The 20,894-nt window shown below is 63.1% G+C and carries 17 protein-coding genes and 1 pseudogene; 14 read left to right on the top strand and 4 right to left on the bottom strand.

Annotation, left to right across the window (positions count from 1 at the left end; translation table 11 throughout):
* The first annotated feature begins 212 nt into the window (after window positions 1-212).
* The 4 genes from AC2FNJ_RS06100 (at window position 213) to AC2FNJ_RS06085 (ending at window position 4,090) form a co-directional block, all read left to right on the top strand.
* On the top strand, window positions 213-2,027 hold the full coding sequence (locus tag AC2FNJ_RS06100; RefSeq protein WP_496763251.1) for an extracellular solute-binding protein: 1,815 nt from the start codon (window positions 213-215) through the stop codon (window positions 2,025-2,027).
* Window positions 2,028-2,059: 32 nt separating this feature from the next.
* Entirely contained in the window at window positions 2,060-2,884 is an 825-nt protein-coding gene (locus tag AC2FNJ_RS06095) for an arsenate reductase/protein-tyrosine-phosphatase family protein (protein WP_496763250.1), read from the top strand.
* Between the two features lie 127 nt (window positions 2,885-3,011).
* Window positions 3,012-3,671 (top strand): MIP/aquaporin family protein, encoded by a 660-nt coding sequence (locus AC2FNJ_RS06090; RefSeq protein ID WP_496763248.1) that lies wholly within the window; start codon window positions 3,012-3,014, stop codon window positions 3,669-3,671.
* A 194-nt stretch (window positions 3,672-3,865) separates the two neighbouring features.
* Entirely contained in the window at window positions 3,866-4,090 is a 225-nt protein-coding gene (locus AC2FNJ_RS06085) for a hypothetical protein (RefSeq protein ID WP_496763247.1), read from the top strand.
* Here AC2FNJ_RS06085 and AC2FNJ_RS06080 read toward each other — a convergent pair whose 3' ends face one another.
* Window positions 4,091-4,714, bottom strand: a complete 624-nt coding sequence (locus AC2FNJ_RS06080) for a helix-turn-helix domain-containing protein (protein WP_496763246.1) — start codon at window positions 4,712-4,714, stop codon at window positions 4,091-4,093.
* Between the two features lie 65 nt (window positions 4,715-4,779).
* On the opposite strand from AC2FNJ_RS06080, the gene AC2FNJ_RS06075 reads away from it, so the two are divergent.
* The 5 genes from AC2FNJ_RS06075 (at window position 4,780) to AC2FNJ_RS06055 (ending at window position 10,637) form a co-directional block, all read left to right on the top strand.
* Window positions 4,780-6,297 (top strand): class I adenylate-forming enzyme family protein, encoded by a 1,518-nt coding sequence (locus AC2FNJ_RS06075; protein ID WP_496763245.1) that lies wholly within the window; start codon window positions 4,780-4,782, stop codon window positions 6,295-6,297.
* Window positions 6,294-6,953, top strand: coding sequence for a DsbA family oxidoreductase (locus tag AC2FNJ_RS06070; RefSeq protein WP_496763243.1), 660 nt, complete (start codon window positions 6,294-6,296; stop codon window positions 6,951-6,953). Before AC2FNJ_RS06075 ends, AC2FNJ_RS06070 begins: the two co-directional genes overlap by 4 nt.
* Before the next feature lie 76 nt (window positions 6,954-7,029).
* Complete coding sequence (locus AC2FNJ_RS06065; RefSeq protein WP_496763241.1) at window positions 7,030-8,238, top strand: multidrug effflux MFS transporter; 1,209 nt, start codon at window positions 7,030-7,032, stop codon at window positions 8,236-8,238.
* Between the two features lie 60 nt (window positions 8,239-8,298).
* Complete coding sequence (locus tag AC2FNJ_RS06060; protein ID WP_496763239.1) at window positions 8,299-9,963, top strand: hypothetical protein; 1,665 nt, start codon at window positions 8,299-8,301, stop codon at window positions 9,961-9,963.
* Entirely contained in the window at window positions 9,960-10,637 is a 678-nt protein-coding gene (locus tag AC2FNJ_RS06055) for an SH3 domain-containing protein (protein WP_496763237.1), read from the top strand. The genes AC2FNJ_RS06060 and AC2FNJ_RS06055 overlap by 4 nt, the downstream gene beginning before the upstream one ends.
* A 17-nt stretch (window positions 10,638-10,654) precedes the next feature.
* Here the strand turns inward: AC2FNJ_RS06055 and mfd are convergent, their stop codons facing one another.
* Both mfd and AC2FNJ_RS06045 read right to left on the bottom strand, forming a co-directional pair.
* A complete protein-coding gene (gene mfd / locus AC2FNJ_RS06050; protein ID WP_496763236.1) occupies window positions 10,655-14,110 on the bottom strand; it encodes a transcription-repair coupling factor in 3,456 nt (1,151 codons plus the stop codon).
* A gap of 23 nt (window positions 14,111-14,133) precedes the next feature.
* Window positions 14,134-14,658: a component of SufBCD complex gene (locus AC2FNJ_RS06045; RefSeq protein WP_496763235.1), complete on the bottom strand. Its 525-nt coding sequence runs from the start codon at window positions 14,656-14,658 to the stop codon at window positions 14,134-14,136.
* 121 nt (window positions 14,659-14,779) lie between these two features.
* Here AC2FNJ_RS06045 and hemB point away from each other — a divergent pair, with 121 nt between their 5' ends.
* From hemB to AC2FNJ_RS06020, 5 genes are all read left to right on the top strand, one after another.
* The gene (hemB, locus tag AC2FNJ_RS06040; RefSeq protein WP_496763234.1) at window positions 14,780-15,778 is read left to right on the top strand and encodes a porphobilinogen synthase; all 999 of its coding nucleotides are present in this window, start codon (window positions 14,780-14,782) and stop codon (window positions 15,776-15,778) included.
* Between the two features lie 142 nt (window positions 15,779-15,920).
* Window positions 15,921-16,493: a lipid-binding SYLF domain-containing protein gene (locus AC2FNJ_RS06035; protein ID WP_496763231.1), complete on the top strand. Its 573-nt coding sequence runs from the start codon at window positions 15,921-15,923 to the stop codon at window positions 16,491-16,493.
* Between the two features lie 162 nt (window positions 16,494-16,655).
* Complete coding sequence (locus AC2FNJ_RS06030; RefSeq protein WP_496763229.1) at window positions 16,656-19,118, top strand: penicillin acylase family protein; 2,463 nt, start codon at window positions 16,656-16,658, stop codon at window positions 19,116-19,118.
* A gap of 3 nt (window positions 19,119-19,121) precedes the next feature.
* Window positions 19,122-20,294: a cation:proton antiporter gene (locus AC2FNJ_RS06025; protein WP_496763228.1), complete on the top strand. Its 1,173-nt coding sequence runs from the start codon at window positions 19,122-19,124 to the stop codon at window positions 20,292-20,294.
* Between the two features lie 61 nt (window positions 20,295-20,355).
* A complete protein-coding gene (locus tag AC2FNJ_RS06020; protein ID WP_496763226.1) occupies window positions 20,356-20,751 on the top strand; it encodes an SgcJ/EcaC family oxidoreductase in 396 nt (131 codons plus the stop codon).
* A gap of 3 nt (window positions 20,752-20,754) precedes the next feature.
* On the opposite strand, the pseudogene AC2FNJ_RS06015 reads toward AC2FNJ_RS06020, so the two are convergent.
* Window positions 20,755-20,894 (bottom strand): annotated as a pseudogene (locus AC2FNJ_RS06015) (GTPase HflX); the annotation flags it as partial.

Here is a 20,894-nt window from a genome sequence, read left to right as displayed (position 1 = left end):
ACACGCTGGATATTGCCGACACAAAAAAAACGCCCGCACGAAGCGGGCGTTAAGTTATTGAGGCAGGTTTCATACAGGCAAGAAACCTATCGAGCAGTAAGACCTTTATACGCAATTCCGTCGCGGCATCCAAGCTAAAAGTTTGAAAATATGGAAAACCATGGCTACGGTGAATCCTAACAAAATAAGGCCAGAGCAGGATTGTTGCCAAAGTGCGACCAGTTTTTTTTCGTCTGATCGGCCCGCTGATCGCGGGATTCACTGCGCTTTTACCGCATTCGACCGCTTCTGCAGAATCGGCTCATGGCATAGCTATGTATGGTGAGCCGGCCCTGCCACCGGATTTTGTGTCCCTGCCCTATGCCAACCCGGATGCGCCCAAAGGCGGCCGTGTCGTGTTCGGAAACACTGGCGGCTTCGACAGCCTCAACCCCTTCGTGCAGAAAGGCACGGTACCCTGGCAGATCCGGTTCTGGTCCTACGAGGGATTGATGGGCCGGTCCTGGGACGAACCGTTCACTCTCTACGGCCTGCTGGCCGAATCAGTCGAAACGCCGCCGGATCGGTCCTGGGTCGAATTCACCCTTCGGGACGAGGCCCGATTCTCGGACGGCAGCCCGGTCACGGTCGAGGACGTGATCTGGTCCTACGAGACACTCGGGACCGAGGGGCATCTGCGCTATCGCGGGCTCTGGTCCAAGATCACCAGCATCGAACAGACCGGGCCGCGATCGGTGCGGATCACCTTTTCCGAGGCCGACAGGGAGCTGGCCCTGATTGCCGGGATGCGCCCGATCCTGAAAAAGGCGCAGTGGGAGGGCAAGGACTTTGCCAATTCCGCGTTGCAGGACATTCCGCTCGGGACCGGTCCGTATGTCGTCACCGACTATGAGGCCGGGCGTTTCGTGACGCTGAAACGCAATCCCGATTACTGGGGCAAAGACCTGCCGTTCCGGCGCGGCACGATGAATTTCGACGAGCTGCGGATCGAATTCTACGGAGACGAGACCGTGCTGTTCGAAGCGTTCAAGGCCGGAGAACTGACCGCGGTGCGCGAGTTCAACGCCGAGAAATGGGAAAATCAGTACGACTTTCCGGCCATTCGCCGCGGCGATGTGGTCAAGACCGAGATCCCGCATGGCAAGCCGTCAGGCATCACCGGGCTGGTCATGAACACGCGCAAGGCGCCGTTCGATGACTGGAGGGTGCGCGAAGCGCTGTTGCTGGCCTTCAACTTCGAATACATCAACGACACTCTGACCGGCGGCGCGCAGCCGCGTATCACGTCCTATTTCTCGGGCTCCGATCTGGCGATGCAGCCGGGACCGGCCCAAGGCCGGGTTCGGGCGCTGCTGGAGCCCTATTCCGAGGTGCTTTTGCCCGGCGCGTTGGAAGGCTATGCGCTGCCGCAAGGCGACGGGTCCGCCCGGAATCGCGGCAATCTGCGCAAGGCGACGGAGCTGCTGAGCGAGGCGGGGTGGACGGTCAGGGACGGCGTTCTGAGGAACGCGCAGGACGAGCCGTTGGAGTTTTCCATTCTCATTCGCCAGGGAGACTCGGACATGCAGACCGTGATCGAGATCTTTGCCCGTGCCTTGGAACGGCTGGGGATTCGCGCCATGGCCGAGAAAGTGGACAATGCTCAATATGCTGGCCGTGTCGCGGATCTCGATTTCGACATGACGCCGTTTCGGCGGGACTTGTCCTTGTCTCCCGGCAACGAGCAGCGGCTTTATTGGGGCAGCGAAGGGGCAAACACGCCGGGAACCCGAAACCTGATGGGTATGGCCTCATCGGCGGCCGATGCCATGATCGACGCCATGCTGGCCGCCGAGACGCGCGAGGACTTCGTGGCCGCCGCCCGCGCGCTCGACCGGGTGTTGACCTCGGGCCGGTATGTGATCCCGATCTGGAACTTCGACGTGGGTCGCATCGCCCATGCCGAGGAACTGAAGTTTCCCGATCATGTGCCGATCTACGGCGACGGTCCGCAATACATGCCGGACGTGTGGTGGTTCGAGGATTGACGCGCCGAAATTATTTCCCTAATTCATGAATTATGGAAATAATGCTGCACGAAAAGCTGGGCGCGCTCGCGCACCCCAAACGGCTTGACCTGTTCCGCCTGCTGATGCGCCGGTATCCCGATGCCGTGCCCGCCGGTCATATCGCCGAGGCGCTGGACCTCAGGCCCAATACCACCTCGACCTATCTCAACGCGCTCAAGGCCGCCGGCCTCGTCGATCAGACACGCGATGGAACGTCCATCCTGTACACGGCGAACCTTGCCAACGTCCGGGGCTTGTTTTCCGGATTGCTGGGCGAGTGTTGCCAGAACCGGCCCGACCTCTGCCTGGCCCCTTCGGCAGAACCGGTGATGACCAACAAGACCCGTGTCATGAACATCCTGTTCATCTGCACCGGCAATTCCGCTCGCTCCATCATGGCCGAAGCGATCCTGCGCCAGGAAGGTGCGGGCAAATTCAATGCGTTTTCCGCCGGCACGGCCCCCGCCGCGCAGCCGCATCCCGAAGTTCTGAACCTGCTCCAAAACAAGGGATACGATATCTCGACGCTGCGCTCGAAACCCTTGGAGGATTTCGCGGAAAGCGATGCGCCCAGGATGGATTTCGTCTTTACCGTTTGCGACCAGGCCGCCAATGAACCATGCCCGACATGGCCCGGACAGCCGATGAGCGCCCATTGGGGGCTGGAGGATCCGGTCAAGGCCCAAGGAACGGATGCTCAGAAACGGCTTGCGTTCCAACAGGCTTACGGGCTGCTGCGCAATCGGATCACCGCTTTCGTCAACCTGCCATTCGAAACGCTCGACCGTATCTCGCTGCAGCACAAGGTCGATGATATTGGCCGGATCGCCACCTGAGCGTTCTGTTTCATACCTGTACGCGGTGCCCGCAAACCCATGGGCGGCCGCTTTGGGCGCAGCTCGAATTTCCGACCGAAGCCTCAGTCCGCCAAGAGCGATCCCCAAGACACAACGGAGAAACGCCATGATGTCCCGCAAGCTTTTTGCCGAATTTCTTGGCACCGCGTTCCTGCTGATCAGTGTCGTCGGCTCCGGAATCATGGCCGATGCGCTCTCGGGCGGCAATGTGGGTCTGGCGCTGCTGGCCAATGCCATTGCGACCGGATGCATGCTCTATGCCATCATCACCACACTGGGGCCGGTTTCCGGCGCGCATTTCAACCCGGCCGTCACCTTGGCCTTCGCCTTGCGCGGCGAGCACCGTTGGGCTGAGGCAGCGCCTTACATCCTCAGCCAGATTGCCGGCGCGATCGTCGGTGTCTGGATGGCGCACTTCATGTTCGATCTGCCGATCCTGCAAAGCTCGCATACGATGCATCGCACCGGCCCGCATCAATGGTTTTCCGAGATCATCGCCACCCTGGGCCTGCTATTCGTGATTTTCGGCGGAATCCGGCACAAGCCGGATGCGGTTCCGCCGCTTGTCGGGCTCTACATTACGGGCGCTTACTGGTTCACCTCATCCACGAGCTTTGCAAATCCGGCCGTCACGATCGCGAGGGGCTTTACGGATACCTTCGCGGGAATCTATCCTCACCATGTCGTTATGTTTGTTGCAGCGCAGTTAGCCGCTGTATTCATTGGACATTTTGTGCTGAATTGGCTATTTGCCGAAAAGATTTAGCGGACCGGCCGCCACTCACTCCAAAGTCAGGTCCGCCTGCCCGTTGCGGATTTCCCGCAACGGGCGAATTTTTTTTGGCAGCCACAACCCCTGCCCATGCGACATTTTGTCCAGTCTTCATCAAACCGCCATATTCCTTACGCTGGCTGCGGAAGGGGAGCGTTCCGTCAACCACTCATAAGGAAAGCTCGCACATGATGACCTGGACGGACCTGACGCAAGATTGGGCGAGCGCCTGCACCCGCGCGAAGGTGCGATTTCCGAACCTGCGCGATCAGGACATGGCGCTACTTCGCAAAGACAGAAGGCGCTTCGAAGTCTGCCTGGCCGAACGGCACCACCTGACGGTGACGGAGGCCCGCGAGGAACTTGAGGACTTTCTGTTCACCGAGGCGCTCTGCCGCGAACTCGACAGCTGATCAGGCCAGCGACGTGACCCAAAGGATCGTTGCGTCCTCGTCGCTGAGCGATATCACGTTGTGCCCCATGGTGCCGTCATAGTAGGCACTGTCGCCCCGGCGCATCTCGACCGGTTCGTAAAACTCCGTGTAGAGCCGGATGATCCCGGTCAGGACGTACAGGAACTCCTCGCCGTCGTGGCGCACCCAGCCGTCGAATTCCTCCATTGAACGCGCGCGAACCCGGGCGCGGTACGGCAGCATCTGTTTCTTGGTCAGGGTTTCGGCCAGCAATTCATGCTCGTAGGTTGCGGTGGCGTGGCCGGTTCCGGCCCCGGATTTCGTCACCGCCATGCGGCCGATGACCTGATCGCGCTGCGGCGGCGTGAACAGTTGCGGCACCGAGATCTGCAATCCCACCGCCAGCTTCTTCAGGGCGTCATAGGTCGGCGACATCTGACCGTTTTCGATCTTGCTGAGCGTCGAGCGGGCCAATCCGGCCTGGCTGGCCGCCTGCTCCAGCGTCCAGTTGCGCGCCTTGCGCAATTCCCGGACGCGCGCGCCCAGATCGAGCGGTTCGACCTCGGTCTCGCCGCCATTGTTTCGAGCAATGCGGATCAGGGATTTTGGATCACTGCTTTTCATGGACATTTCTATAGGGCCGAGGTTGGCCGCTTGCAACGCGCAGGTGCAAACGATAGCCAAGTCGCATGTTGTCCGTCTTTGACCAGGGGCCGCCGCCGCCCTGCCCCGCGCCGTTCAACCTGGCTGCGCATGTGATGCGCAAGGCGCGCGCCCGGCCCGGCAAGACCGCGCTGTCGGTCCTGCGGGGACAGGAGCGCGAGGACTGGAGCTACGGTCAACTCGAAGCCGCAATTCTGGGCACCGCCACCGGCCTGTTGCAGGCGGGGATAAGGCCGGGCGATCTGATCCTCATACGGCTCGGCAACACTGTCGCTTTTCCAATCGCCTATCTCGGCGCGATTTCCGCCGGAATCGTGCCGGTGCCGACCTCGTCGCAGCTGACCGAACCCGAGACCGCAAAGATGATTGCCGAGCTTGCCCCGGTGGCGATCCTGCGCGATCCGGATGTGGCCTGTGCCGACCATCCCCGACAGATCCCGCTTCGGGAACTTTCGGACATGCGGGCGCTCCCACCCGCCGAATACGACCAGGGCGATCCCGAACGTCTGGCCTATGTGGTCTACACCTCGGGCACCTCGGGCAACCCCCGCGCCGTGGCGCATGCGCATCGCGCGATCTGGGCACGGCAGATGATGGTGGACGGCTGGTATGGGCTCACCGCAGAGGACCGTCTGTGCCATGCCGGCGCCTTCAACTGGACCTACACGCTCGGGACCGGTCTGATGGATCCCTGGACCATCGGGGCGACTGCGCTGATCCCCGCACCGGGCATCGATCCGGCGGAGTTGCCGGACCTGTTGAAAGCACACCAAGCGACGATTTTCGCTGCGGCCCCAGGCGTTTACAGAAAGATCCTGCAGTCGAACGCCCGTCTGGACCTGCCGCACCTGCGCCACGGATTGTGCGCAGGTGAGAAACTGCCCCGTTCGCTGCACGAGCAATGGACTCGCACCTCGGGCACGGAACTCTACGAAGCCTACGGCATGTCCGAATGTTCGACCTTCATCTCCGCCAGCCCGGCGAAACCTGCCCGCGGCGACGCGTTAGGGCACCCGCAGCCCGGACGGCGCGTGGCGATCCTCGGGCCGGACGGTCCGGTGCCGCGTGGTCAGGAGGGCACCATTGCCGTGCACCGCTCGGACCCCGGCCTGATGCTGACCTACCTCAACGCACGGGACGAGGCCGAGGCGCGGATGCAAGGCGACTGGTTCCTGACCGGAGATCTCGGCGCCATGGCCATAGACGGCCAGATCACCTATCTGGGGCGCAACGACGACATGATGAATGCCGGCGGCTACCGCGTGTCCCCGGTCGAGGTCGAAGCCGTGCTCTCGCGCTTTCCCGGCATTGCGCAGGTAGGGGCCGCCGCGGTCGAAGTGAAACAGGACACGTTCGTGATCGCGGCCTTCTACACCGGGCCGGAAAAACTGGACGAGGCCGCCTTGCGGGCCTATGTCGAGGCCAACCTGGCGCGGTACAAGCAACCGCGCGTCTTCATCCACTTGCCCGCCCTGCCCTTGGGCGGCAATGGCAAACTCCTGCGCCGCGCCCTGCCGGCCTATTTCAAGGCACAATCCGTATGACCCAGACCGTCAAGCTCGACATCCTGTCCGATCCGATCTGCCCGTGGTGCTACATCGGCAAGACCCACCTGGACAAGGCGCTGGCGGCCGTGCCCGATCATCCCTTCGTCATCGAATGGCATCCGTTCCAGCTCAATCCCGACATGCCCGACGACGGCATGGACCGCCGGGAATACCTGGAGCGCAAGTTCGGCGGCAAGGAAGGCGCGGTACGGGCCTATGCACCCGTTGTCGAGCACGCGGAAAAGGCGGGGCTGAGCATCAATTTCGAAGGGATTCGACGCACGCCCAACACGCTCGACGCGCACCGGCTGATCCATTGGGCCGGGATCGAAGGCAAGCAGAACGAAGCGGTGGATGCCCTGTTCAATGCCTATTTCGTCGATGCGCGCGACATCGGCGATCACGAGGTTCTGGCCGACATCGCCGACAGCATCGGCATGGATGCCGCCGTGGTCCTCCGTCTTCTGAAATCCGACGCGGATCGCGAAGACATCCGCAAGCGTGAAGCCCACTCCCGCGAAATGGGGATCAGTTCGGTTCCCACCTTCATCGTCGCCAACCAGCACGCGGTTCCGGGGGCGCAGCCACCGGAATTGTGGGAAAAGGTGATCGGTGAAATCATGTCTCAGACCGAGACATCCTCTGCAGATTAGCACAGGACTCTGTGCGGAATTCCGCTCTGGCTCTGTGTTTGCGCGCGTGCTAGCGCGGGTGGACAAGGAGTCATACATGGCCGACCGCATGTCCAAGGCAGAGTTCATCGCGTTGATCGCGATGATGTTTGCCACGATCGCATTCTCGATCGACTCGATGCTGCCCGCGCTGCCCGAGATCGGAGCGCAGCTCAGCCCAGATGACGTAAACAAGGCACAGCTGATCCTGACATCCTTCGTTCTGGGCATGGGCATCGGCACGTTTTTCACCGGCCCCCTGTCGGATGCGTTCGGGCGCAAGCCGGTCATCCTTGCAGGCGCTGGTCTTTACATCGCCGCATCCGCAGTGGCTTGGGCCAGTTCTTCGCTGGAAACCGTGCTGGCCGCCCGGATCCTCCAGGGCCTTGGGGCCGCAGGTCCGCGGGTCGTGGCGATGGCCATCGTGCGCGACCTCTATTCCGGGCGGGAAATGGCGCGGATCGTCTCCATCGCCATGATGATCTTCACACTCGTCCCGGCGGTCGCACCGATGCTTGGGGCCGGGGTGATCGCAATAGCCGGATGGCGCGGCATTTTCGTCTCGTTCATTCTGTTTTCGCTGGTCACGATCCTGTGGATGGGCGTCCGGTTGCCGGAATCCCTGGCGCCCGAAAACCGTCGACCGTTCCGACTGCCTCTGATGATAAGCGCGGCCACCGAGATGGTGACGCACCCCACGGTACGCCTGTCCATCCTGGTTCAGACGCTGTGCATGGGTACGCTGTTTACCATGCTGACCATGGTGCAGCCGGTCTATGACGTGATTCACGACCGGGCCGAGAGCTTTCCGTTCTGGTTCGCCTTCGTGGCGCTAATGTCAGGTTCCGCCAGCCTGCTTAACGCAGCGGTGGTGGTACGTCTCGGCATGCGGCGCATCGTGACCTGGACGCTGGGCGCGCAGATCGTCCTCACCTCGCTGGTGATCGCGTTGAACGGGCTCGATCTGCCGGGTGACGTTGCATTCGCGGTCTTCGTCGCCTGGCAAACCTCGATCTTCTTCATGGCCGGCACGACGCTGGGCAATCTGAACGCCATTGCGATGGAACCGATGGGCCATATCGCCGGCATGGCGGCCTCGGTCATCGGGGCGATCTCGACCGTGTGCGCCGCCGCCATCGCCGCGCCCGTGGGCTTGTTGTTCGACGGGTCCATGGCGCCGCTCACCTACGGGATTCTGATCATGTGCATTCTGGCCTTCGGGCTGATGCTGCACATGGGACGGGTCGAGGCGCGCCTGCCCGCCTGATCTGTCCAGCGGCAGCCAAGTCGGTTAGTGTTCCCCCGCAGACAGGGGGAGCAGCTTTTCATGACCGACTACTATGACCTCGGCACGCATACCTGCCCGATCACAACAAGGTCGGACGAGGCGCAACTCTGGTTTGACCGGGGGCTCGTCTGGACCTACGGGTACAATCACGACGAAGCGGTCGCCTGCTTTCAACGCGCCGCCGAACATGACCCCGATTGCGCCATGGCGTATTGGGGAATCGCCTACGCCGCCGGACCCAACTACAACCTTCCGTGGGAATTGCGGGACGAACAGGGCCGCGCCAGGGCATTGGCGACGGCCTTTGACGCCACGCAAAAGGCGCTGACCCTTGCCGAAGGCTGTACACCCGCCGAAAGGGCGCTGATCGAAGCCCTGCCCGCCCGCTATCCGCAGCGCGACCCGGTCGATGACATGCATGCCTGGGATCGAGACTTCGCTGATGCGATGCGCGCGGCGTTCGCCAAGGTGCCGGACCATCTGGATCTGCGCACCATCCATGTCGAGGCGCTGCTGAACCTCACGCCCTGGAAGATGTGGGATCTCAGAACCGGCGCCCCGGCCGATGGCGCGGCCACGCTCGAGGCGCAGAAGGTTCTGGAATCCGCGATGGCAAACGACCCGGCGGCGATGGCCCATCCGGGCCTGTTGCATCTCTATGTCCACCTGATGGAAATGTCGCCCACCCCTGAAAAAGCGCTCAAGGCCGGAGACATCCTGCGCACACTGGTTCCCGATGCCGGGCATCTGGTCCACATGCCGACCCATATCGACGTTCAGTGCGGCCACTACCACAACGTCGTGTACTGGAACGAAAAGGCGGTCGAAGCGGATCTGAAGTATTTCGAGCGTGAGGGCGCGTTCAACATCTATACCGGCTACCGCCAGCACAACTACCATTTCGTCATCTACGGCGCACTGTTTCTGGGCCAGATCGAGCCTGCTCTGCGCGCCAACCAGGGCATCTGGGACACGACGCCCGAGGACATGCTGCGGATGGAGAGCCCGCCAATGGCGGATTACTTCGAAAGCTACATGGCGATGGGGCCGCATATCCTGATCCGCTTCGGCCGATGGCAGGAGGCGATGGCGCTGCAGATGCCCGAAGACCCCGACCTGTTCCGAACCCTTGCCGCCAACACGCGCTATGCCCGCGCCATCGCTTTTGCGGCGACCGGGCATATTGATCGGGCCGAAGCCGAGGAAACCCTCTTTCTTGAGGCCAAGGCTCGGGTTCCGGAAACCCGGCTGCTGCACAACAACCGCGTCGTTGACCTGCTCGAAATCGCGCAAGCGATGCTGCGGGGCGAGATCGAATATCGCAAGGGCAATTACGACGAAGCCTTCACGCATCTCCGCCGTGCGGTCGCGCTGGACGATGCGCTGCCCTATGACGAGCCCTGGGGCTGGATGCAGCCCGCGCGCCACGCGCTGGGCGCGTTGCTGTTCGAACAGGGCCATGTGGCCGAAGCCGAAGCCGTCTATCGCGAAGACCTCGGCCTTGGCGGAAACCTCAGCCGGGCGTCGATCCACCCCGACAACGTCTGGAGCCTCAAGGGTCTCCACGATTGCTTGAAGAAGCGCGGGGAAGACATTGAAATCGTACAAGTCGGGCAACGTTTCGACCTGGCGCTGGCGCGGGCCGACCGGGCGGTCGGCGCGTCCTGTTTCTGTGCGCAGGCCGCCATGGAGGCCGCCGAGTGAAGTGGGTTCTGGCATTGGCGACCGCTGCCTTGGCAAGCCCGGTCTTGGCGGACCGGCAGAGCTTTCCCCCGGTGGACGAGGCTGGCAGAGATCCGACCCTGGTTGCGGTCCGCGAGGCGCTGCGCGCCGCGGTCGCGGCACGCGATGTCGAAGCCGTGGTTGCGGCAGCCTGCCCGGACATCTACCTGAGCCACGACGGCACCGGCGGCCCGGACGAATTTCGCCTCAACCTGACACTTCCACCGGAAACGTTGTCCGAGGCGTTTCGCGACGAAGCGGACGTCTTGCGCGAAGAATACTGGTCGGCCCTGGAAACGACCCTGGCAGCGTCCGGCTACTTCGACGACGAGGGCGAGTTCTGGATGCCGTACCAGTGGCAGATCCGGCTGCCCGCTTCGGTGGATCCCTTCGACGCCTATTTCGTGACCGGCACACGGGTCATCTTGCGGGCCGGTGCCAGCCCCGAAGCGGAAGCTCTGGATCTGATCAGCCACGAGATCGTGTTCGCGCCGGACTTCGACCCGGACAGTGAGTATCAGCAGGTCCGGTTGACCGATGGCGCCGAGGGCTTTCTGCATCGCGACTATCTTTGGTCGATGGTGGGCTATCGCGCCGCGTTTGCCAAATCGTCAGGCGGCGACTGGCAGCTTTGCACCTTTGTCACCGGGGATTGAGCCGCCCCGCTTCCGGTTCAGGCCCGGACCTGTTTGCGCGCGCCCGTGGCCTTTTCGGCCAGATCACGGGCGATAGCGAACGCGCCCTTGATCTTGTCGCTGTCCTTCTTCCAATCCCGGCGCACGACAATGCGGTTGTCCTTGACCTTGGCCAGACCACCCTGGTTCTGGATGAACTCCACCAGCCCCTCGGGCGAGGCGAACTTGTCGTTGTGGAACTGGATCGTCGCCCCCTTGGGACCGCCGTCCAGTTTGGCGATGCCCGCGCGTTTGCACATCGCCTTGATCCGCACGACGAGCAGCAGCGTGTTCACTTCCTTTGGCAGCTTGCCAAATCGGTCGATCAGTTCGGCCGCGAACCCTTCCAGTTCGACCTTGGTCGAAAGCGAGGACAAACGGCGATAGAGTCCCAGTCTTACGTCAAGATCGGGTACGTATTCCTCGGGGATCAGAACCGGAACGCCCAGATTGATCTGCGGCGCCCATTGGTCGTCGGCATCCGACAACCCCTCCAGCTCTCCGGCCTTGATCTTGGCAATCGCCTCTTCCAGCATGGATTGATAGAGTTCGTAGCCCACGTCGCGCATCTGGCCGGACTGTTCTTCGCCCAGCAGGTTGCCCGCACCGCGAATGTCCAGATCCTGGCTGGCCAGCGTGAACCCCGCCCCCAGCGTATCCAGAGACCCCAGAACGCGCAGGCGCTTTTCGGCCGCGGGCGTCAGGCGCGCGCGCGGCTTGGTCGTCAGATAGGCATAGGCCCGTGTCTTGGACCGGCCCACCCGCCCGCGGATCTGATACAACTGGGCCAGGCCGAACATGTCCGCGCGGTGCACCACCATCGTGTTCGCGCTGGGAATATCGAGCCCGCTTTCCACGATCGTGGTGGCCAGCAGAACGTCGTACTTGCCGTCGTAGAAGGCGTTCATGCGGTCGTCGAGTTCCCCGGCCGCCATCTGGCCATGCGCGATCACATAGGTCAATTCGGGCAGTTGTTCCTTCAGAAAGGCTTCGATGTCGGGCAGGTCCGAGATCCGCGGCACGACATAGAAGCTCTGCCCACCCCGGTAGTGTTCGCGCAACAGCGCCTCGCGGATCGTGACCGCGTCGAATTCGCTGACATAGGTGCGGATGGCAAGGCGGTCGATCGGGGGTGTGCCGATGATCGAGAGATCGCGCACACCGGTCAGCGACAATTGCAGCGTCCGGGGAATCGGCGTTGCAGTCAAAGTCAGCACGTGAACGTCCGAGCGCAGCTGTTTGAGCCTTTCCTTGTGCGCGACGCCAAAGTGCTGTTCTTCGTCGATGATCAGCAGGCCGAGGTTCTGAAACCGGATCCCCTTGGCCAGCAGCGCATGGGTGCCGATCACGATATCGACCGTCCCGTTCGCCAACCCCTCGCGGGTCCGTTGCGCCTCGCCGGACGAAACGAACCGCGACAGTTGCCGCACCTGCAGCGGAAACCCGCGGAACCTGTCCTTGAACGAGGCCGCATGTTGCCGCGCCAACAGCGTCGTAGGCGCGATGACCGCCACCTGCAAACCGGACATGGCCGCGACAAAGGCCGCGCGCATGGCGACTTCGGTCTTGCCGAATCCGACATCGCCGCAGATCAGCCGATCCATCGGCACGCCCGAGTGCAGATCCTCCATCACATCGGCAATCGCACGCAGCTGATCCTCGGTCTCCTGATAGGGAAAGCGGGCACAGAATTCTTCCCAGGCATGCGGCGGCGGGTCTATGACCGGCGCCTTGCGCAGGGCGCGTTCGGCGGCGATGCGGATCAGCCGGTCGGCCATCTCGCGGATGCGCTCCTTGAGTTTGGCCTTCTTGGCCTGCCAGGCGCCCCCGCCCAACCGGTCGAGCAATCCTTCCTCATGCCCGTATTTTGACAGGAGCTCGATATTCTCGACCGGCAGATAAAGTTTCGCCTGATCCACGTATTCCAGCAGCAGGCATTCATGCGCGGCGCCGGCGGCGGTGATCACTTCCATGCCGCCATAGCGCCCGATCCCGTGATCGACATGAACCACCAGATCGCCGGGACTGAGCGATTGCGCCTCGGTCAGAAAGTTCTCGGCCTTGCGGCGTTTCTTGGGCTGCCGGATCAGGCGGTCGCCCAGAACGTCCTGTTCCGATATCACCGTCAGGTCCGGTGTCTCGAATCCGTGTTCCAGCGCCCAGACCGACAGATGCAGACCGCGTCTGCCGATCCGGGTGCCGTCCCGGACCGGTATCGCCTCGGCCAGACCTTCATCCTCGATCAGGCCGGTCAGACGCTCCCGCGCGCCTTCGGAATAGGACGCGATCAGAACCGGTCCCTTTTCGAGTTTCGCCGAGACATGCGCGGCCAGTGCGCCAAACAGGCTGACGTTTTCCTGTTGCCGTTCCGGCGCGAAGTTGCGGCCGATCCGCCCGCCTGCGTCGATCACGCCGGGACCGGTCGATTGCGGCAAAGGGTGAAACTGCATGACCCGGCGATCCGACACCGCATCGGTCCAGGCGGCATCGTCGAGATACAGCAAGGCGGGCGGCGCGGGTTTGTAGACCGTGTCCATCCGCGAACGGCTCTCCAAGGCAAGACGGCGGGTCTCGTATTGATCGGCAATGCTCTCCCACCGCGCCAGACGCGCCGGAGTCACCTGATCGTCCAACGTGACCGTCGCCCCCGGCAGATAGTCGAACAGGGTCTCCAGCCGCTCATGGAAAAATGGCAGCCAATGTTCCATCCCCTGATGCTTGCGCCCGGCGCTGACCGCCTCGTACAGCGGATCGTCGGTTCCGGCGGCTCCGAACTCGATTCGATAGTTCTGCCGGAACCGGGTGATCGCGGCATCATCGAGAATGACTTCGGACACCGGCGCCAGTTCGACGGTCTCAAGCTTTTCGGTGGTGCGCTGGGTGGCCGGATCGAACCGGCGCGCACCGTCCAGCACGTCGCCGAACAAGTCCAGCCGCACCGGCCCGCCGTCGCCCGGCGGAAAGATGTCGATGATGCCGCCGCGGATCGCGTAATCTCCCGGCTCCATGACGGTCGGGCTCTGGCTGAACCCCATGCGGACCAGAAAGCCGCGCAGGGCGTCTTCGTCGATCCTGTGACCGACCCGTGCCGTGAATGCGGCCTCGCGCATCACATCGCGCGCCGGAACGCGCTGGGTCGCCGCGTTGAGCGTGGTCAGCAGAACGAACCGCGCCGGCATCTGATGCACCAGCGCGGCCAGGGCCGCGACCCGCGCCGCCGCGATTTCCGGGTTGGGTGACACCCGGTCGTACGGCAGACAGTCCCAGCCGGGAAAGACGAACACCGGCATGTCGGGCGCAAAAAAGGCCAGCGCAGCGCGCATCGCCTCCATCCGCTTGTCGTCGCGCGCCACATGACAGACCGGCCCGTCCGAACGGGCGATCTCGTTCAGGATCAGTTGCGCATCAAACCCCTCCGGGGCGCCGCCGACTGTCACGTGGTTCGGAGCCTTCATGTCCTGACCTTTCTGCGATTCCACTAGCCGAGCACACCGATCGAGAGGTTCTGATACATGCCCCACAACGAGGTTACAAAGATCGACACCATCCCAAGCAACTGGGTGTAGAGGCGGCAGCGCAGAAACAGCTTCGCCACCGTCTCCAGTTCCGGTTGCGACGCCCGCACCCGCCTGGCCAGCGCAAGGTTCAAAAGCGCCACCAGCGACATCGGAAAGGCCAGCAGAAACACCGCCTGCGCGAACTCGACCCCATAATAGAACCCCAGTGTCGCGAGCATCGTCAGCAGAAAGCAAATGATCGCCAAAAGCCAGACCCCCGACAATTCGACGATATAGAGCATCCGATTCACGTTGATCCGAACGATGTCGAGAAAATCCGTTTCCGCCTGCCCGCGCATGCGCCGCGCCCTTTGGATCATGTCGTATGGCACTCCGAGGATCCAGTGACTGGCCGATGACCAGACGACCGCCAGAACGATCCAGAACCACAGATTCGAGAAACTCCGCATATCTATGAGTTCGAAGATCGAGGAATACCAGTCCAACGCGTAACCCTTTTCCTGTCTGTCCCGTTGGCGTTCTATCGAGGCCGCGCGGCCTTTGGTACCCTTGAGACCGGGGAGAATTCATGCCACTCAATGCCAGATTGTGCAAGGAGAGCACGCCATGAAACCCACCGTCGCCCCCTTTCCCAGCGCCCGCCTGCGCCGTGCCCGACAATCCGAGGCGATACGCAGCCTGGTGCGGGAGAACACCCTGTCTCCAAGTGATTTCATCTGGCCGGTCTTCGTGCGCGACGGCGAAGGCGTGGAAGAGCCGGTGCCCTCCATGCCCGGCGTCTTTCGCCGGTCGGTCGATCTGATCGCCAAGGCCGCGGTCGAGGCGCGGGCGCTCGGCATTCCGGCCATCTGCCTGTTTCCCTACACCGATCAGGCCCTCAAGACCGAAGACTGCGCCGAGGCGTGGAATCCGGACAACCTGTCCAATCGGGCCATCCGCGCGATCAAGGACGCCGTTCCCGAAATCGCGGTGATGACAGACGTGGCGCTGGACCCGTACAACATCAACGGTCATGACGGCTATGTGGTCGATGGCGAGATCGTGAACGACGCCACGGTGGAGGCGCTGGTCAAGATGACCCTGGCCCAGGCCGACGCCGGGGCCGACATCATCGGCCCGTCGGACATGATGGACGGCCGCATCGGCGCCATGCGGCAGGCCCTGGAGTCCGCCGGCCACCACAACGTGATGATCCTCAGCTACGCCGCAAAATATGCCAGCGCCTTCTACGGACCGTTCCGCGATGCCGTGGGGGCGTCCGGCGCGCTGACCGGCGACAAGAAGACCTATCAGATGGATCCGGCCAATTCGAACGAGGCGCTGCGGTTGATCGAACGCGACCTCTCCGAAGGCGCCGACATGGTGATGATCAAGCCGGGAATGCCGTATCTCGACATCTGCCGGCGCGTCAAGGACAGCTTTGGTGCTCCCACCTATGCCTATCAGGTCTCGGGCGAATACGCGATGATCCAGGCGGCGGCGCAGAACGGCTGGATCGACGGCGAAAAGGTCATGCTGGAAAGCCTGCTGGCCTTCAAACGCGCGGGATGCGACGGCATCCTGACCTATTTCGCCCCGGCGGCGGCGCGGCTTCTGAACGGATAAGGGGTCCGTTCCCCGCGACAATTCGCCGATGGCCGGGCAAAATCCGCCAGCTTTCCCGTGACAGCCCGCGACAATCGGCGTATTCTTGCCCCAAGAGCGGGACAACCCGGCTTTTTCAGGCACGAATACAGAGAAAAGAGACATGAGCAGTTCCAACACCCCCCGACTGACCCGTCGCGGCTTTGCGCTTGGCATGGCCGGATTGACCCTGACCGCGGCCTGTGGAAACGGTGTCGGCAACAGCAACGCGGCGACGATCGACGCCCGCGTGGACGCGACGCTGAACGAGATGTTCGCGCGTTACCCCAACACGGTCGAAATCGCCGAAAAGTCCACCGGCATGCTGGTCATGCCGCTTGTCACCGAAGCAGGGTTCATGTTCGGCGGCGGCTACGGTCGTGGCGCCCTGCGGATCAACGGCGCCACGGTCGACTATTACTCCGCCATCAAGGGCAGCGCCGGGTTCCAGATCGGGGCGCAGCAATATGCGCATGTTCTGTTCTTCATGACGCAGGACGCGCTGAACGACTTTCGCCGGTCCAGCGGTTGGACCGCCGGCGCCGATATCGGCTATGTCGTCAGCGATCAGGGCGAGACCCTTGCCGCGGACACCAACACGCTGCTGTCGCCTGTCCTCGCCGCGATCTTCGGGCAGGCGGGGCTGCAGATCGGCGCATCGCTGGAAGGCACCAAATACACCCGCATCATTCCGTGACGAACCTGCCGGGAGGCTGCCTGTGCCGCGGCCCCTGATCGCCGGATCAAGGGCCGCCGACGCGCAGGTGAAGCAATCTTCAGATCCACTCCCCTTCCGGTTCCGGCGCGCTTCCACTAATCTCCGCGCGGGTCGCAACCTCAGGAACTGGACGGTAGGCATATGGGGCTTCTCTTTCGCTGGCTGATGCGCATCGCGGCGGGACTGATCCTGCTCGTGCTGTCCGCTGTGGTTCTGGTCTATTTCCTCGCCAGCCAGTCGCTGCCCGACTACAGCCAGACCGTCGAGGTCGAGGGGCTGAGCGCACCGGTCGAGATCGTTCGCGATCACGCGAATGTGCCGCACATCTTCGGTGCCGACGACCCGGATGTATTCTTTGGCCTGGGCTATGCCCATGCGCAGGACCGGTTGTGGCAGATGACCATGCTACGGCGGACCGCGCAGGGGCGGCTATCCGAAATTTTCGGCCCGCGTACAGTCGCGATTGACAAGCTGTTGCGACGGTTGGACCTCTATCGCGCGGCGCAACAGTCGGTCGAGGTTCAGGACGACTACACCAAGGCAGCGCTCACGGCCTATGCCGACGGTGTCAACGCCCGGCTTGCGGAAATCAATGACGAGGCACTGGGGCGTGGCGCGCCTGAAATGTTTCTGTTCAACGTGCCGGTCGCGCCGTGGCGGCCCGGCGACAGCCTGGCCATCATCAAGCTGATGGGTCTGCAATTGTCCGGGCATCTGGAAGAAGAAGTTCTGCGCGCCCGCGTCTCGCTGATGCTCGACGACCCTGCCCGATTGGCCGACATTCTGCCCGATGTTCCCGGTCCCGGAACGGCGGCGCTGCCGGAATACGCGGCGATGTTCCCCGGACTTCCCCGTTTTGCGGACAGCGATCCGATGCCCGGCGATCCGCTGTCGCCTTTTCCGAAACGCGGTCTCGCCGGCGCCTCCAACGCCTGGACCGCCGCGCCCAACCGGTCCGCGAGCGGCGGGACTTTGCTGGCCAACGATCCGCATCTGGGATTCACGGCGCCCGCGATCTGGTATCTGGCCCGGCTTGAACTGGCCAGCGGCGGGGTGATCGGAGGGTCGATCCCCGGCGTGCCCGCCATAATGGTGGGGCGCAGCGACCGGCTGGGCTGGGGCCTGACATCGGCCTATCTGGACGATCAGGATCTTTATGTCGAAAAGCTCAACCCCGACAATCCCGAAGAGTACCTGACACCGGAGGGCTACAAGCCCTTCGAGTCGCGCCCCTCGATCATCGAGATCAAGGACGCGCCGCCGATCACGCTGACCTTGCGTTGGACCGAGAACGGCCCCGTCCTGCCCGGCAGCCATTACGGGCTGGAAACCATCACCCCGCCCGGGCACGTGATCTCACTGGCCTGGACGGTGCTCAGCCCGCGCGACACCTCGATGACCGCATCGATGGCGTTGATGAGGTCCGGAAACGTGCGCGAGGCGATCAGGGCTGCCGAATCCTTCATCGCGCCGGCGCAGAACCTGTCTCTGGCGGACCGGGAAACCATCGCCATGAAGATGATCGGCGCGATGCCCCAGCGCGATCCCAGGCACCAGAGCCAGGGGCGCCTGCCCAGCCAGGGTTGGCGCGCGGAAAACCGCTGGCAGGGGCGGATGCCGTATGACAAGAACCCGGAATTCGTCTCCCCGCCTGGCGGCCTGCTTGGCAATACCAACAACAAGATCGTGGACCGTCCGTTTCCCGATCATGTGTCGTTTGTCTGGGGTGACACGCAGCGCGTGCATCGATGGGAAAAGCTGATGCAGGACCGCGAGGTGCACACCCGCGACAGTTTCATCGAGGCGCAACTGGATCCGGTGAGTTTCACCGCGCGATCCCTACTGCCTCTGATCGGCGCCGACCTTTGGTTTACCGGCGAGTCCGCCCCCGAAGGCACCCCCGAACGCCAGCGCCAGATCGCACTGGCCCTGCTGGCGGAGTGGAACGGCGAAATGAACGAGCATCTGCCCGAACCCCTGATCTATGCCGCCTGGATCCGGGCCTTGCAGAAACGGCTGATCGCGGATGAGCTGGGTCCGCTGGCGGATGAATTCAAGCATGTCGAACCGCTGTTCATCGAACGTGTCTATCGGGACATCGACGGCGCGTCGGTCTGGTGCGATGTCCGGCAGAGTGCACCGGTCGAGACCTGCACCGACATGGCCCGGCTGGCGCTGGATGATGCATTGATCTGGATTGCCGAGAATTACGGCGGATCACTGGAATCCCTTCGCTGGGGCGATGCCCACCAGGCGACCCATGACCACCCCGTGCTGGGTTCGGTGCCGGTGTTGCGGTATTTCGTCAATATCCGCCAATCCACCAGCGGCGGCGACAACACCCTGCAACGCGGCCGGACATCGGGCGAAGACCCCGATCCGTTTCAGAATGTCCATGGCGCCGGGTATCGCGGCGTCTACGACTTTGCCGATCCCGACAGTTCCGTTTTCATCACGTCCACCGGTCAATCCGGCCATTTCCTGTCGCGGCACTACGACGACCTGGCCCAACTCTGGCGGCGCGGCGAATACATCCCGATGTCGCTGGACGGCGATCTGGCCCGTGCCGCCGCCGTCGGCGTAACCCAGCTTCAACCGCGCTGACCGATGGAGGTCGATCCGGTCGCCCTGATCGTCCTCGGCCTGCTTTTTCTGGCCGGGCTGGCCGTCGATCACGTGGGGCGGCGCACCCGCCTACCCCGCGTGACCCTGCTGCTTTTGTGCGGCGTGATCACGGGCACTGCCGGGGCGGATCTGATCCCCAAAGCGGTGCAGGATCTGTATCCGGTCGTTTCCGTCCTGGCTCTGGGCATGGTCGCCTTTCTGCTTGGCAGCGAGTTGTCGCTGGCCAACCTGCGAAAGCATGGCCGGGCCATCCTCGTGATTTCCCTGTCGGTCGTCCTTGCAACTTTTCTGATCGTTTCAGGTGGCCTTTGGGCCATGGGCTTGTCCGCCAGTGCGGCGCTGCTGATCGGAGCGATCGCCACGGCGACGGATCCGGCGGCGACCTATGACGTTCTGCAACAGGAAGATGCCGACAGCGGGTTCGGTCATACGCTCAAAGGCATCGTGGCCATCGACGACGCTTGGGGCGTCATCCTGTTCGCTCTGGTCGTGGTTCTGGTGCGCGGGCTGGACGGCGGTACCCAAGGCGCCCACACCCTGCTTGCCGGTGTGGCCGAGGTCGCGGGCTCGATCCTGCTGGGCCTCGCCATCGGTCTGCCCGCCGCCCTTCTGACCGGGCGCCTGTCGGACGGCGAGCCGCTCAGGATCGAGGCATTGGGACTGGTCTTTCTTACCACCGGTCTCGCCCTGTGGCTCGACTTGTCCTATCTGATTACCGGCATCACCGTGGGCGCTGTCATCGTGAACGTCGCCCGCCACCACACCAAGGCCTTCCGCGAGATCGAGCATCTGGAATGGCCCTTCCTCGTCATCTTCTTCATCCTCGCAGGCGCGAGCCTTGACCCCGTCGCTCTGGTTTCCGTGGGACCGCTGATCGTTGCCTACGTGCTGCTGCGGGTTCTGGCGCGGGTGCTGGGCGGCTGGATCGGCGGTGTCCTGTCCCGCACTCCAAGGACCGAGCGTCCATGGTTCGGCCCCGCCCTTCTCCCGCAGGCCGGCGTCGCCATCGGCATGGCCCTGATCGCATCCGAGCTGTTTCCCGATCACGGCGCGACGCTCATGGCGCTTGCGGTTTCCGCGACCGTGGTGTTCGAGGTCATCGGCCCGCTCCTGGCGGCATTGGCAATTCGCCGCGCGGGAAAGAGGGTGACATAGACGGAGCGACCTCTGTTCGCGTACCTTGTGCAGGGGCGACGCATATGAGGAGGGAAAGCACATGGGGAGTGCTCAGGACGTTCTGCAAAATCTTGCGCGGGACTATGCGATTGCCTGGAGTTCGGGCGATCCGGAGGCGGTAGCCGGCTTTTTTGCCACCGACGGCGAATCCTGCACGAACGGCGGCGCGCAACTCAAGGGGCACGCCGCAATCAAGGAGCATGCGCGCGGCATGTTTGCTCAGTTCCCGAACCTGGAGTTCCGCTGCGACATGATGCGAAAGGCAGGCCATCACGCGATCTTTGTCTGGACGATGGAAGGCCGTCATGCCGAGACCGGAAATGCCGTCGTGACACGGGGTTGGGAGGAATGGGATCTTGATGGGGACTACAAGGTCGTGTCGTCCAGGGGCTGGTTCGATGCCGAAGAGCTTCAGCGCCAGATCGACGGGGCGTGAAGGCTAGAGCGCCGAAAAGGCAGCTTCCTGTCTGGGTGTCCAGAGCACCGTGATTTCAAAACCATCGTCGGTCTGTTTCTCGCACTGCACGACATCGTGCTCGAAGAGCCATGCGCGCTTGCGTCCATCCGCAAAGCTCAGAT

Source organism: Ruegeria sp. BHSB196, from assembly GCF_059613135.1.
The sequence above is the reverse complement of the archived record's forward strand: the minus strand, read 5'-3'. Positions and strand labels throughout refer to the sequence as shown.